General features: G+C 39.5%; 11 protein-coding genes and 13 tRNA genes (1 of these 24 cut by a window edge). All 24 read left to right on the forward strand.

Annotated features, from left to right (window positions below; all coding sequences use genetic code 11):
* A tRNA-Gly gene (locus EL087_RS00130) sits at nt 1–67 on the forward strand; it begins 5 nt to the left of the window's first position.
* A 7-nt stretch (nt 68–74) separates the two neighbouring features.
* Nucleotides 75–160, forward strand: a tRNA-Leu gene (locus EL087_RS00135).
* A 9-nt stretch (nt 161–169) separates the two neighbouring features.
* Nucleotides 170–243 (forward strand) — tRNA-Arg (locus EL087_RS00140).
* 58 nt (nt 244–301) lie between these two features.
* A tRNA-Arg gene (locus tag EL087_RS00145) sits at nt 302–375 on the forward strand.
* Nucleotides 376–415: 40 nt separating this feature from the next.
* Nucleotides 416–489: transfer RNA gene (locus EL087_RS00150), tRNA-Pro, on the forward strand.
* A gap of 6 nt (nt 490–495) precedes the next feature.
* Nucleotides 496–569, forward strand: a tRNA-Met gene (locus EL087_RS00155).
* 14 nt (nt 570–583) lie between these two features.
* Nucleotides 584–657 (forward strand) — tRNA-Ile (locus EL087_RS00160).
* A 13-nt stretch (nt 658–670) separates the two neighbouring features.
* Nucleotides 671–760, forward strand: a tRNA-Ser gene (locus EL087_RS00165).
* Nucleotides 761–772: 12 nt separating this feature from the next.
* Nucleotides 773–846 (forward strand) — tRNA-Met (locus tag EL087_RS00170).
* Nucleotides 847–852: 6 nt separating this feature from the next.
* A tRNA-Phe gene (locus EL087_RS00175) sits at nt 853–925 on the forward strand.
* Between the two features lie 16 nt (nt 926–941).
* Nucleotides 942–1,012: transfer RNA gene (locus EL087_RS00180), tRNA-Gly, on the forward strand.
* 39 nt (nt 1,013–1,051) lie between these two features.
* Nucleotides 1,052–1,125 (forward strand) — tRNA-Ile (locus EL087_RS00185).
* Between the two features lie 11 nt (nt 1,126–1,136).
* Nucleotides 1,137–1,224: transfer RNA gene (locus EL087_RS00190), tRNA-Ser, on the forward strand.
* 84 nt (nt 1,225–1,308) lie between these two features.
* The gene (mreC, locus tag EL087_RS00195; RefSeq protein ID WP_003032040.1) at nt 1,309–2,115 is read left to right on the forward strand and encodes a rod shape-determining protein MreC; all 807 of its coding nucleotides are present in this window, start codon (nt 1,309–1,311) and stop codon (nt 2,113–2,115) included.
* A gap of 1 nt (nt 2,116) precedes the next feature.
* A complete protein-coding gene (gene mreD / locus EL087_RS00200) occupies nt 2,117–2,617 on the forward strand; it encodes a rod shape-determining protein MreD (protein ID WP_003028742.1) in 501 nt (166 codons plus the stop codon).
* Nucleotides 2,618–2,726: 109 nt separating this feature from the next.
* Entirely contained in the window at nt 2,727–3,950 is a 1,224-nt protein-coding gene (gene pcsB / locus EL087_RS00205) for a peptidoglycan hydrolase PcsB (protein WP_126405997.1), read from the forward strand.
* Nucleotides 3,951–4,082: 132 nt separating this feature from the next.
* Nucleotides 4,083–5,051 carry a ribose-phosphate diphosphokinase gene (locus EL087_RS00210; protein ID WP_003037009.1) on the forward strand — a complete coding sequence of 323 codons (969 nt, stop codon included), beginning with the start codon at nt 4,083–4,085 and terminating at the stop codon, nt 5,049–5,051.
* 154 nt (nt 5,052–5,205) lie between these two features.
* Nucleotides 5,206–6,393, forward strand: coding sequence for a pyridoxal phosphate-dependent aminotransferase (locus tag EL087_RS00215; RefSeq protein ID WP_126406000.1), 1,188 nt, complete (start codon nt 5,206–5,208; stop codon nt 6,391–6,393).
* The gene (gene recO / locus EL087_RS00220; RefSeq protein ID WP_106083311.1) at nt 6,371–7,144 is read left to right on the forward strand and encodes a DNA repair protein RecO; all 774 of its coding nucleotides are present in this window, start codon (nt 6,371–6,373) and stop codon (nt 7,142–7,144) included. Before EL087_RS00215 ends, recO begins: the two co-directional genes overlap by 23 nt.
* Nucleotides 7,141–8,139 carry a phosphate acyltransferase PlsX gene (plsX, locus tag EL087_RS00225; RefSeq protein WP_003040914.1) on the forward strand — a complete coding sequence of 333 codons (999 nt, stop codon included), beginning with the start codon at nt 7,141–7,143 and terminating at the stop codon, nt 8,137–8,139. The genes recO and plsX overlap by 4 nt, the downstream gene beginning before the upstream one ends.
* Entirely contained in the window at nt 8,136–8,381 is a 246-nt protein-coding gene (locus tag EL087_RS00230; RefSeq protein WP_049533229.1) for an acyl carrier protein, read from the forward strand. The genes plsX and EL087_RS00230 overlap by 4 nt, the downstream gene beginning before the upstream one ends.
* A gap of 158 nt (nt 8,382–8,539) precedes the next feature.
* A complete protein-coding gene (gene purC / locus EL087_RS00235; RefSeq protein WP_126406003.1) occupies nt 8,540–9,247 on the forward strand; it encodes a phosphoribosylaminoimidazolesuccinocarboxamide synthase in 708 nt (235 codons plus the stop codon).
* A gap of 46 nt (nt 9,248–9,293) precedes the next feature.
* The gene (locus EL087_RS00240) at nt 9,294–13,019 is read left to right on the forward strand and encodes a phosphoribosylformylglycinamidine synthase (protein WP_126406007.1); all 3,726 of its coding nucleotides are present in this window, start codon (nt 9,294–9,296) and stop codon (nt 13,017–13,019) included.
* A gap of 90 nt (nt 13,020–13,109) precedes the next feature.
* Entirely contained in the window at nt 13,110–14,573 is a 1,464-nt protein-coding gene (gene purF / locus EL087_RS00245) for an amidophosphoribosyltransferase (protein ID WP_070670717.1), read from the forward strand.
* Nucleotides 14,574–14,701: the final 128 nt, after the last annotated feature.

The following is a 14,701-nucleotide window of genomic DNA, read 5'->3' on the forward strand; positions in this document are numbered from 1 at the left end:
CGTAGTTCAGTGGTAGAACATCACCTTGCCAAGGTGGGGGTCGCGGGTTCGAACCCCGTCGTTCGCTTGAGGAAGCCGGGGTGGCGGAACTGGCAGACGCACAGGACTTAAAATCCTGCGATTGGAAACAATCGTACCGGTTCGATTCCGGTCCTCGGCATAGGAAAGAGCACCCTTAGCTCAACTGGATAGAGTACCTGACTACGAATCAGGCGGTTAGAGGTTCGACTCCTCTAGGGTGCATAAATAGATTTGACTTTTTTTGTATTTGTGATATAATAAATTTATATTCATAGAAAGAGCACCCTTAGCTCAACTGGATAGAGTACCTGACTACGAATCAGGCGGTTAGAGGTTCGACTCCTCTAGGGTGCATAGAAAAGAAGTCTCTTAGACTTCATTTTTTCTATCCATACGGGAAGTAGCTCAGCTTGGTAGAGTACTTGGTTTGGGACCAAGGTGTCGCAGGTTCGAATCCTGTCTTCCCGATGCTATGGCGGTGTAGCTCAGCTGGCTAGAGCGTCCGGTTCATACCCGGGAGGTCGGGGGTTCGATCCCCTTCGCCGCTATAATTGATCTTGTTGGACCTTTAGCTCAGCTGGTTAGAGCTCTCGGCTCATAACCGAGTGGTCGTAGGTTCAAGTCCTACAAGGTCCATTTTGTTATATGTGGAGGATTACCCAAGTCCGGCTGAAGGGAACGGTCTTGAAAACCGTCAGGCGTGTAAAAGCGTGCGTGGGTTCGAATCCCACATCCTCCTTAGTAGGAATAACGCGGGATGGAGCAGCTAGGTAGCTCGTCGGGCTCATAACCCGAAGGTCGTAGGTTCAAATCCTGCTCCCGCAATAGGTAGGCTCGGTAGCTCAGTTGGTAGAGCAATGGATTGAAGCTCCATGTGTCGGCGGTTCGATTCCGTCTCGCGCCATTATTTGATTGATTAAGCGGGTGTAGTTTAGTGGTAAAACTACAGCCTTCCAAGCTGTTGTCGCGAGTTCGATTCTCGTCACCCGCTTTGAACAGAAATGTTCAACCATACCAAGTTTTTAGACTTGGGCGCGTAGCTCAGGTGGTTAGAGCGCACGCCTGATAAGCGTGAGGTCGGTGGTTCGAGTCCACTCGTGCCCATAATAATTTTTGGAGAATTACTCAAGAGGCTGAAGAGGACGGTTTGCTAAATCGTTAGGTCGGGTGACTGGCGCGGGGGTTCGAATCCCCCATTCTCCGTATTTGAGGAGTGTAGCGGTAGCTATCTCCTTTTCTGTTACCTGTTGAATCTGGCGTGTCTATTGTGGGAGTAGAGTGAATCGTATGAAAAAATCCAAATTTATTATTATGACTGCTATTTTGATAATCGTAACTTCTGTACTTTTAGTTACTACTCGTTCTTTAGGTGTAGTGAATGCAACTTCTAATGTTGTTTCTATTTTGGATAATATTGTTTCAAAACCATTTAATTTTTTGGCGGATGTTAAATCGGATTTGACTGATTTATCACGGACATATAAAGAAAACAAGCAATTAAAAAAAGCTTTATTTAAAGCAGAAGAACAATCTGCTGATTCAGCTTCATTAAAAGATGAAAATGCTCAATTAAGACAGCTATTAGAAATGAAAAATCTTTATGAGTCAAAAAAAACGGTTTCATCTGATGTTATTACGCGTATGCCGGTTTCTTGGTTATCTGAATTAACTGTCAACGCTGGTCGTCAAAATGGGATTCAAAATACAATGCTAGCGGTGGCAAATGGTGGCTTGATTGGTAGTGTGAAAGATGTCGCTTCTCATTCTAGCCGAGTAAATCTTTTAACCAATAATAAAAATGTTGATAATATTTCAGTAAAAATTCAAACGGAGACAAGCACAATTTATGGTGTGATTGTTGGCTACAGTAAAGAAAAATCTGCTTTTATTATCAGTCAGTTAAATAGTTCGGATACCATTAAAAAAGGTGAGAAAGTTGTGACCAGTGGTTTAGGAACGTACAACATTCCTAATATTCCGGTTGGAACAGTCCTTTCTGTTACTGAAAAATCGGACTATTTAACAAAAGAAGTCTTCGTAAAACCAAGTGCGGATTTGTCAGATATTCGTGTGGTGACATTAGTAGGAAATTGATATGAAATTTTTTAAAAGCTACATTTTACCCTTTTTGGTTTTATTTGTTGTGATGTTAGTAGATGGTCATCTTTCAAATCTTTTGACTAATTTATTTCCAAATAATATCCACTTACTAAGTCATCTTTTGCTTATCTTTATTTTGTATATTTCGATAAATCTTTCAGAAAATACTAATTTTATCATGTTGCTGTTAATTGGTTTGTTGTATGATGCATATTATTTTCATATTATCGGCATTTCGACACTATTGTTGCCTTTAGCGGGGATTGTTATTAGTAAATATAATTCTGTTTTGATGTCTAATCGAGTTAGTCGTTTTTTAACAGTTGCCATTTTAGTATTTTTCTTTGAGGTGGCTACGTTCGCTTTGGCAAATGTTACCCATCTAATTCAAATGTCTTTTGCAGATTTTATCGTTTATACAATTGCTCCGACAATGGTCTCAAATTTACTATTCTTTTTGTTGCTTCAACCAATTTTGGAGAAGATATATTTATGATAAGATTTTATGATGAATTGGAAATAGAAATGTAATAAAGGCGTAACATACTCAGCGTCTTTTTTTGTTATACTTATAATTGTCTTATTGAATAGGAGTATAATCATTTATGAAGAAAAAATTACTTACATCAATCTTATTAAGTACAATGGTTCTTGCACAGGGAGCGTCTCTTGTAAATGTACATGCAGATTCTACTGATGACAAGATTGCTGCACAAGATAGTAAAATTAATAGTTTGAATGATCAACAAAAATCAGCTCAAGCTCAAGTAGATCAAATTCAAGCTCAAGTTTCATCTATTCAATCTCAACAAGAAAAATTGAAAGCTGAAAACGAAAAACTTCAAGCTGAATCAACAAAATTATCGGCTGAAATCGAAACGTTGTCTAAGAATATTGTAGCGCGTAATGAATCATTGGCTAATCAAGCACGTAGTGCTCAAACGAGCGGTACGGCTACAAGCTATATCAATACAATTGTAAATTCAAAATCAATTACAGAAGCTATTTCACGTGTTTCTGCTATGAGCGAAATCGTTTCAGCAAACAACAAAATGTTGGAACAACAAAAACAAGATAAAAAAGCTATTTCTGAAAAACAAGTAGCCAATAATGAAGCGATAAATACTGTTATCGCAAATCAACAAACACTTGCAAATGATGCAAAAACATTGTCTACTAAGCAAGCTGAACTAAAAGCAGCGCAGTTGAATCTTGCTGCAGAAAAAGCAACTGCTGAAGGTGAAAAGAACTCATTGTTGGCACAAAAAGCAGCAGCACAAAAGGCAGCTGAAGAGGCAGCAGCACAAGAAGCAGCTTATAAAGCACAACAAGCAGCGCAAGAACAAGCTGTAGCTTCTTCTGCTAATACAAGTTTTGCAGCCCAAGTACAAGCTGTAAACAACAATAGTGGTGCAGCAGCTACTCCAACTCAAACAAATGTGACGACTCGTTCTACATCAACTACATCAACTGTTAGTCGTCCTACTTATAGTTCTTCAGCTTCAACTTATCCAGTTGGTCAATGTACATGGGGAGCAAAAACATTAGCTCCGTGGGCTGGTGATTATTGGGGTAATGGAGCTCAATGGGCAGCAAGTGCGGCTGCAGCTGGTTTCCGTACAGGTTCAACACCTCAAGTAGGTGCAATCATTTCATGGAACGATGGTGGTTATGGACACGTTGCTGTTGTAACAGCTGTTCAATCAGCTACAAGTATTCAAGTATCTGAAGCAAACTATGCAGGTAATCAAGCTATTGGAAATTATCGTGGTTGGTTCAATCCAGCTGCTGCAGGACAAGGTTCATTTACTTACATCTATCCAAATTAATGAATAGAAAGATAAAAAGCGCATCTTGCGTTTTTTATTTTTGATTGAAAAATTCACTAAAAAGGGTTACAATATTAAGTGGAGAAATTTGTAACTGATTTACAAAGAAACGAATATATACTGGAGGAAATCATGTCGTTTTCTGATTTAAAGCTCTTTGCTCTTTCGTCTAACCAGGAACTGGCTAAACGTGTTGCTCAAGAGATTGGTATGGAGCTTGGAAAGTCAACCGTGCGTCAATTTTCTGATGGGGAGATTCAGGTAAATATCGAAGAATCTATCCGCGGAAAACATGTTTTTATCTTGCAGTCAACGAGCTCGCCCGTCAATGATAATTTGATGGAAATTTTAATCATGGTGGATGCTTTAAAGCGTGCAAGTGCTGAATCAATCAATGTTGTAATGCCTTATTATGGCTATGCTCGTCAAGACCGAAAGGCACGTGCTCGTGAGCCAATTACTTCAAAATTAGTTGCAAATATGTTGCAAGTGGCTGGTGTTGATCGTTTGCTGACAATTGATTTGCATGCGGCTCAAATTCAAGGATTTTTTGATATTCCAGTAGATCATCTTATGGGGGCTCCTCTCATTGCGGATTATTTTGAACGTCGTGGGATGACAGGTGGCGATTATGTAGTTGTTAGCCCTGACCACGGTGGTGTGACGCGCGCTCGTAAATTAGCTGAATTTTTGAAAACACCGATTGCTATTATTGATAAGCGTCGTAGTGTAGATAAGATGAATACGAGTGAAGTGATGAATATCATCGGTAAAGTAGAAGGCAAAACTTGTATTTTAATTGACGATATGATTGATACAGCTGGGACAATTTGCCATGCTGCTGATGCACTTGCTGATGCAGGTGCGGTAGAAGTTTATGCAAGCTGTACTCATCCAGTACTTTCGGGCCCTGCTATGGATAATATTCAAAAATCAGCGATTAAAAAATTGGTCGTGTTAGATACAATTTATTTGCCGGAAGAACGTTTAATTGATAAAATTGAACAAATTTCAATTGCTCATCTTTTGGCAGAGGCGATTGTACGTATCCATGAAAAACGTCCTCTTTCGCCATTATTTGAAACTTTAACGGCTCTTTAATGTAAGAACATCTAGATAGGAATCACTCTGATAGCTGGAGTGATTCTTTTGCTTCAATCAGATGATAAGTGATGAATTTTCTAAATATTATGATATTTTTGCTATGACTTAGGTTTTATAGTATAATAGTTCTATCAGATTTTGGAGGTAAAATATGGATTTGACGAAACGTTTTAACAAAAATTTAGGTAAAATTGAAGTTTCTTTGATTCGGCAATTTGATCAATCTATTTCGAGCATTCCTGGAGTTCTTCGTTTGACATTGGGAGAGCCCGATTTTACAACTCCAGATCATGTAAAAGAAGCTGCGAAAGCGGCAATTGATGCAAACGAGAGTCATTATACGGGCATGAGTGGGTTGTTAGAATTGCGTCAGGCAGCCAGTCAATTTGTAAACGAAAAATACAATCTTTCTTATGATCCTGAAACAGAAATTTTAGTGACAATTGGGGCAACCGAAGCTTTATCTGCTACGTTGACAGCTATCTTAGAAGAAGGAGACAAGGTACTTTTGCCTGCACCTGCTTATCCAGGATATGAACCAATTGTGAATCTTGTGGGAGCAGAAATTGTCGAGATTGATACCACAGAAAATGACTTTGTTTTAACACCTGATATGTTAGAAAAAGCGATTTTAGAGCAAGGAAATCAGCTTAAAGCAGTGATTTTAAATTATCCAGCTAATCCGACAGGAGTGACTTATTCACGAGAACAAATGACTGCGTTAGCCGATGTATTGAAAAAGTATGATGTCTTTGTTGTTTGTGATGAAGTGTATTCTGAGTTGACTTATACCGATCAGCCACATGTATCTATTGCAGAATTTCTACCAGAGCAAACGATTGTGATTAATGGTTTGTCTAAATCGCATGCGATGACAGGCTGGCGTCTAGGTTTCACCTTTGCCCCAGCTGCTTTTACGGCTCAATTGATTAAAAGCCACCAATATTTGGTGACAGCCGCAAACACAATGACTCAATTTGCAGGAGTGGAGGCATTGACAGCAGGTAAAGATGATGCAGAGCCGATGAAAAGGGAATATATTGAGCGTCGTGATTACATTATCGAAAAGATGACGGAGCTGGGCTTTAAGATTATCAAACCAGATGGTGCGTTTTACATTTTTGCCAAGATTCCAGCTGGCTACAATCAAGATTCTTTTGCTTTTTTGAAGGATTTTGCACAAAAAAAAGCAGTTGCTTTCATTCCTGGTGCTGCTTTTGGTCAGTATGGGGAAGGTTATGTACGTCTTTCTTATGCGGCCGGCATGGATACGATAAAAGAAGCAATGAAGCGGCTTAAGGAATATATGGAGGAGTATGCTGAAATCCATCACAAGTAAAGGTTTGGTTCTCTATAATCGTAATTTCCGAGAAAATGATAAACTGGTCAAAATTTTCACAGAGCAGGCTGGTAAGCGAATGTTTTTCGTGAAACATGCTAGAAATTCTAAGTTGAATCCGGTTGTCCAACCATTGGTAGTGGCCGATTTTTTGATGAAAATAAATGATGACGGTTTGAGTTATATCGATGATTATCAAGAGGTTACGACTTTCCAGCATATCAATCATGATTTGTTTACAATGGCTTATGCGACTTATGTGGTAGCTCTAGCGGACGCTAGTATTCAAGATAATGAAATAGATTTGGCTCTCTTTGCTTTTTTGCAAAAAACGTTAGAATTGATGGAGCAGGGCTTGGATTACGAGGTGCTGACCAATATTTTTGAAATTCAAATTTTGTCACGTTTTGGAATTTCTTTGAATTTCCATGAATGCTGCTTTTGCCACCGAGTAGGGCTACCGTTTGATTTTTCCTTTACTTATAACGGTGTTTTATGTCCGGAGCATTATGGCAAAGATGAGCGACGGAGTCATTTGGATCCCAACATTCCTTACTTATTAGACCAATTTCAAGCGGTTCAATTTAGTGAACTGGAGACCATTTCTTTGAAGCCTGAATTGAAAAGACAATTGCGAAAAGTGATTGATCAAATTTATGAAGAATATGTTGGGATTCATCTAAAGCCCAAAAAATTTATTGATTCTCTGGGAGACTGGGGAGAAATATTAAAGAACAAGGAGTCGAAATGAAAAAAATAGCAATTGATGCCATGGGTGGCGATTATGCTCCACAATCTATCGTAGAGGGAGTCAATCAAGCACTGAACGATTTTTCGGATATTGAAGTCATTCTTTATGGAGATGAAGCAAAAATCAAGCAGTATTTAAAGGCAACTGAGCGGGTTCGTATTGTTCATACAGATGAAAAAATCAATTCAGATGATGAGCCAACTAAAGCAATTCGCAAGAAGAAAAATGCCAGCATGGTGCTAGCGGCAAAAGCAGTAAAGGATGGAGAAGCTGATGCCGTTCTTTCTGCCGGAAATACGGGAGCGCTTCTGGCTGCGGGATTTTTCATTGTTGGTCGTATCAAGAATATTGACCGTCCGGGTTTGATGTCCACATTACCAACGACAGATGGCAAAGGCTTTGATATGTTGGATTTGGGGGCTAATGCGGAAAATACAGCTCATCATTTGCATCAGTATGCTATTTTAGGGTCATTTTATGCTGAAAATGTCCGTGGAATCAACCAACCACGTGTAGGGCTTTTAAACAATGGGACAGAAGCAAGTAAGGGGGATCCCTTGCGGAAAGAAGTGTATGATTTGTTAGCAGCGGACGCCTCGCTAAATTTTATTGGAAATGTGGAAGCGCGTGATTTAATGGATCATGTGGCAGACGTTGTGGTAGCGGATGGCTTTACAGGTAATGCTGTGTTGAAAGCCATGGAGGGAACAGCCATGGGAATTATGAGCCAGCTTAAAAAATCCATTTTGGACGGTGGTTGGAAAGCAAAACTAGGTGCAGTGTTGCTGAAAGATAGTCTAAAGTCTTTGAAGAGTAGTTTAAATTATTCTGATGTAGGCGGTGCTGTTTTATTTGGAGTAAAAGCACCTGTTGTTAAAACACATGGAGCGAGCGATGCAAAAGCAGTTTATAGCACGATTCGCCAAATTCGTACGATGTTGGAAACAGATGTTGTCGGAAAAGCAGTAAACGAATTTTCGGGAGAGGCAAAATGACAGAACAAAAAATTTATGAAAAAATTGTAGAAATTATTCAGGAAAGTCGTGGTGAGGAATTTCAAGTTTCTCAAACCCTCAGTTTGAAAGATGACCTGCAAGCAGATTCTGTTGATTTGATGGAATTTATTCTAACTGTGGAGGATGAATTTGGCATTGAAATTTCAGACGAAGATATAGATGAGTTGAAGAATGTGAGTGATGTTGTCGCTTGTGTGCAGAAAAACTTGAACAGAGCATAAAAACGAACATTTTATTGACTAAATAAAGTAAAATATGAGAAAACAGCTGAAACCCCAGCTGTTTTTTGGTGTTTGCGAATATTGTACGGTATTTTCTTGAAAATCCTTTTTGAATATGATAGACTTAAGTCAGAAAAATGTGAAAGGCGAATATTAAAATGACAGGTGATTTGTTATATTCGGGAAAAGCTAAAGATTTATTTTTGACAGATGATGAAAATCTTATTATTGCACATTACAAAGATCAAGCGACCATGCTTAATGGTGCTCGTAAAGAGACGATTAAAGGTAAAGGCGTTCTTAATAATCAAATCTCATCTTTCATTTTTACGAAATTGAATGAAGCAGGTGTGGCAACTCACTTTGTTAAACAATTGTCAGAAACCGAACAATTGAACAAAAAAGTGGATATCATTCCGCTTGAAGTTGTTTTGCGTAATGTTACTGCAGGTTCATTCTCAAAACGCTTTGGTGTTGAAGAAGGAATTAAATTAGATACTCCAATCGTTGAATTTTACTACAAAAATGATGATTTGGATGACCCATTTATCAATGATGAACACGTAAAATTCCTTGGTATTGCAAGTGATGAAGATATTGCTTATATCAAAGCAGAAACACGTCGTATTAATGACCTTTTGAAAGATTGGTTCAGCCAAATTGGTCTGAATTTGATTGATTTTAAATTGGAATTTGGTAAAGACAAAGATGGCAACATTATTCTTGCGGATGAATTTTCACCAGATAACTGCCGCCTTTGGGATGCTGAAGGTCACCACATGGATAAAGATGTTTTCCGTCGTGATTTAGGTAGTTTGACAGATGTTTACGCAGTTGTCCTTGAAAAACTCAAAGGACTTAACTAAAAGGCTGTGATTTCTTACTAGTAAAAAAATCTAAAAAGGATAAAAAATGAATAAACGAATTTTCGTTGAGAAAAAATCAAATTTTAACATTAAGGCTCAGGCGCTTGTTAAAGAACTCAAACACAATCTTCAATTAACGAGTTTAACCGATTTGCGTATTATTCAAGTGTATGATGTGTTTGGCTTGGCAGATTCGCTTTTTGAGCGTGCTGAAAAGCACATCTTCTCTGAACAGGTAACTGATACTATTTTGGCTGAAAGTGATGTGGTTGCTGAACTTGCTAACTATGCTTTCTTTGCCATCGAATCACTTCCAGGTCAATTTGATCAACGTGCTGCCAGCTCTCAAGAGGCCCTGCTTCTTCTTGGCAGCAGTAATGATGTAACGGTTAATACGGCTCAACTTTATCTTGCTAACAAAGATATTGATACTGCTGAACTTGATGCGGTTAAGAATTATCTTCTTAATCCAGTAGATTCTCGTTTTAAAGATATTACGACAGGAATTGCACCGCAAGTATTTTCAGAGTCGGACAAAACGATTCCAAATCTTGATTTCTTCAAGACTTATACAGCAGCTGAATTTGCTGATTATAAAACTGAGCAAGGTTTGGCAATGGAAGTGGATGACCTTGTCTTCATCCAAGATTATTTCAAATCCATCGGGCGCGTGCCAACGGAAACAGAATTGAAAGTGTTGGATACTTACTGGTCAGACCATTGCCGCCACACAACTTTTGAAACTGAGCTGAAGCATATTGATTTCTCATCGTCTAAATTCCAAAAACAATTGCAAGCAACTTATGATAAATATATTGCTATGCGTGCTGAACTTGGACGTTCTGAAAAGCCACAAACATTGATGGACATGGCGACAATCTTTGGTCGTTATGAGCGTGCGAATGGTCGTTTGGACGATATGGAAGTGTCAGACGAAATTAACGCATGTTCTGTTGAAATTGAAGTGGATGTGAACGGTGTAAAAGAACCTTGGCTTTTGATGTTCAAGAATGAAACACACAATCACCCAACGGAAATTGAACCATTTGGTGGTGCGGCGACCTGTATCGGTGGTGCAATCCGCGACCCATTGTCAGGACGTTCTTATGTTTATCAAGCAATGCGTATTTCAGGTGCTGGTGATATTACAACACCAATTTCAGAAACACGTCTTGGTAAATTGCCACAAAAGGTGATTTCTAAAACAGCTGCGCATGGTTATTCTTCTTATGGTAATCAGATCGGTCTTGCAACAACTTATGTTAAAGAATATTTCCACCCAGGATTCGTCGCTAAACATATGGAACTTGGTGCCGTTGTCGGTGCAGCTCCGAAAAGTAATGTTGTCCGTGAAAAACCAGAAGCAGGCGATGTGGTAATCCTTCTTGGCGGTAAAACAGGTCGTGACGGTGTTGGTGGTGCAACTGGTTCATCTAAAGTTCAAACGGTTGAATCTGTTGAAACAGCTGGTGCAGAAGTACAAAAAGGGAATGCCATTGAAGAACGTAAAATTCAACGTCTTTTCCGTAATGGTAATGTGACTCGCCTCATTAAAAAATCAAACGACTTTGGTGCTGGTGGTGTCTGTGTGGCAATTGGTGAATTAGCTGACGGTCTTGAAATCGACCTTAACAAAGTGCCTTTGAAATACCAAGGACTTAATGGAACTGAAATTGCCATTTCTGAATCACAAGAACGGATGGCTGTTGTGGTTCGTCCGAAAGATATTGAGGCTTTCGTGGCAGAATGTCATAAAGAAAATATTAACGCGGTAGTGGTTGCCACAGTTACTGAAAAACCAAATCTTGTTATGACTTGGAATGGTCAAACAATCGTTGATATTGAACGTCGTTTCCTTGATACAAACGGTGTGCGCGTGGTGGTTGCTGCAAACGTTGTGGATAAGGATGTTGCCCTTCCTGAGGTGCGTACAACATCAGCAGCAACACTTGAAGCAGACACAGTGAAAGTTCTGTCTGATCTTAACCACGCTAGTCAAAAAGGGTTGCAAACTATCTTTGACAGCTCGGTTGGGCGTTCAACAGTTAATCATCCAATCGGCGGTCGTTATCAAATCACACCAACAGAAAGTTCAGTTCAAAAACTTCCTGTTCAAAACGGTGTAACAACAACAGCATCAGTTATGGCACAAGGGTTCAACCCTTATATTGCGGAGTGGTCACCTTATCATGGTGCAGCTTATGCTGTTATCGAAGCAACAGCGCGTTTGGTGGCAACAGGTGCGAATTGGTCTAAAGCACGTTTCTCTTATCAAGAGTATTTCCAACGTATGGACAAACAAGCTGAACGCTTTGGACAACCAGTTTCAGCTCTTCTTGGTTCAATCGAAGCGCAATTGCAACTTGGTTTGCCATCAATCGGTGGTAAAGACTCCATGTCAGGGACTTTTGAAGAATTGACAGTACCGCCAACATTGGTTGCCTTTGGTGTGACAACAGCAGATAGTCGTAATGTTCTTTCGCCAGAATTTAAAGCAGCTGGTGAATACATTTACTACATTCCAGGGCAAGCTATTTCACAAGAGATTGATTTTGATTTGATTAAAGCTAATTTTGCTAAATTTGAAGCGATTCAAAAAGCACACCATGTCACATCAGCTTCAGCTGTTAAATATGGTGGTGTGATTGAAAGCTTGGCACTTGCAGATTTTGGTAACCATATCGGTGCAAAAGTAGAGCTGGTAGAGCTTGCGACTAGCTTGACAGCACAACTTGGCGGTTTTATCTTTACATCTGCTGAAGAAATTGCTGATGTTGTGAAAATCGGTGAAACAAGATCTGACTTTACACTTGCTGTCAACGGTGTCAACCTTGCAGGAGATAAACTTCTTTCAGCCTTTGAAGGCAAACTCGAAGACGTTTACCCAACTGAATTTGAACAAAGTACAAAACTTGAAGATGTTCCGGCAATTGCTTCAGATGCAGTGATTAAAGCAAGTGAAAAAGTTGCTGAACCATTGGTTTACATCCCAGTATTTCCTGGTACAAATTCAGAATATGATTCAGCAAAAGCTTTTGAACAAGCTGGAGCAAAAGTGAATCTGGTACCATTTGTGACACTTGATGAAGCAGCAATTGAAGCATCTGTTGACACAATGGTTGACAACATCTGTAAAGCAAATATTATTTTCTTTGCAGGAGGTTTCTCAGCCGCTGATGAACCAGACGGTTCTGCTAAATTCATTGTCAACATCTTGTTAAACCAAAAAGTCCGCGCAGCGATTGATAGCTTTATTGAAAAAGGCGGGCTGATTATCGGTATCTGTAATGGATTCCAAGCGCTTGTGAAATCAGGCCTGCTTCCATACGGTAACTTTGAAGAAGCGACCGAAACAAGTCCGACACTCTTCTATAATGATGCCAACCAACATGTGGCGAAAATGGTTGAAACACGTATTTCCAATACGAACTCACCTTGGCTTTCCGGTGTCAAAGTTGGTGATATTCATGCAATCCCAGTATCACATGGTGAAGGGAAATTTGTCGTAACAGATGAAGAATTTGCAGAACTCCGCGACAACGGACAAATCTTCAGCCAATACGTGGATTTTGATGGCAAACCAAGCATGGATTCTAAATACAATCCAAACGGCTCTATTAATGCGATTGAAGGGATTACCAGCAAGAACGGTCAAATCATTGGTAAAATGGGACATTCAGAACGTTACGAAGACGGTCTTTTCCAAAATATTCCAGGAAATAAAGACCAACATCTCTTTGCAAGTGCTGTGCGTTACTTTACAGGGGAATAATACTCGTCAAATATCAAAAGAAACTATGATTTCGGATTCTTTTGATAATGATTGAGCATAAAAATGACAGAAAAATAAGAGGAAATGTCAGTGACATACGAAGTTAAATCTCTAAATGAAGAATGTGGTGTTTTTGGGATTTGGGGGCATCCTCAAGCAGCTCAAGTGACTTATTTTGGACTTCACAGTCTTCAACACCGCGGTCAAGAAGGTGCTGGTATCGTCACAAACGATAAGGGCAAACTTCTTCAGCACCGTAATACGGGTCTTCTTTCAGAAGTATTTAAAAATCCTGCTGATTTGGAAAAATTAACAGGAACTGCTGCTATTGGTCACGTTCGCTATGCGACTGCTGGCTCTGCGTCTATTAATAATATTCAACCATTTCTTTACAACTTTACAGACGAGCAATTTGGGCTTTGCCACAATGGTAATTTGACAAATGCAGTATCATTGAAAAAAGAATTGGAAGACCAAGGGGCGATTTTTAATGCCTCATCTGATACTGAAATTCTAATGCATTTGATTCGCCGTAGCCATAATCCTGAATTTATCGGTAAAGTCAAAGAAGCGTTGAACACTGTCAAAGGTGGCTTTGCTTATCTTTTGATGACAGAAGATAAATTGATTGCTGCGCTTGACCCAAATGGTTTTCGTCCCTTGTCAATTGGGCAAATGGCAAATGGTGCTTGGGTAGTATCAAGTGAAACGTGTGCCTTTGAAGTGGTTGGTGCCAAGTGGATTCGAGATGTGAAACCTGGTGAAATGGTTATTATTGATGACAATGGCATTCGGTACGATACCTACACGACGGATACTCAGCTTGCTATCTGTTCAATGGAATACATCTATTTTGCACGACCTGACAGTGATATTTATGGTGTCAATGTTCACACGGCTCGTAAAAATATGGGGAAACGTTTGGCACAGGAATTTCAACATGAAGCTGATATTGTCGTTGGTGTACCGAATTCATCACTTTCAGCAGCGATGGGATTTGCTGAAGAATCAGGTCTCCCAAATGAAATGGGCTTGGTGAAAAATCAGTACACACAACGTACTTTCATTCAACCGACACAAGAGTTGCGTGAGCAAGGTGTTCGCATGAAGCTCTCAGCCGTATCTGGTGTTGTTAAAGGTAAGCGCGTGGTCATGGTTGATGATTCTATCGTGCGTGGAACTACATCACGCCGTATCGTTCGTTTGCTTCGTGAAGCTGGTGCGACAGAAGTTCATGTGGCAATCGGTAGTCCAGAATTGAAATACCCATGTTTCTACGGTATCGATATTCAAAATCGTCGTGAATTGATTTCAGCTAATCATACCAAAGATGAAGTTTGTGAGATTATCGGTGCTGATAGCTTGACTTACTTGTCAATTGACGGTTTGATTGAATCAATCGGTCTTGATACAGATGCGCCTAATGGTGGTTTGTGTGTGGCTTACTTTGACGGTAAGTATCCAACACCACTTTACGATTACGAAGAACCTTACCTCAAAAGCTTAGAAGAAAAAACAAGCTTCTATATTCATGAAGTTAATGAAAATAAATAGAACAGTTTAATAGCTCTGCTATTTCCAAAAAGGAGAAAAATATTATGACAAAAAATGCTTATGCTTCACGTCTTACCACTGACTAAAGGCTAAGGCATTTGTCAGTGGACGCTTTGTCCTATGGGACC

It is taken from the genome of Streptococcus milleri, from assembly GCF_900636525.1.
Taxonomy (GTDB): domain Bacteria; phylum Bacillota; class Bacilli; order Lactobacillales; family Streptococcaceae; genus Streptococcus; species Streptococcus hominis.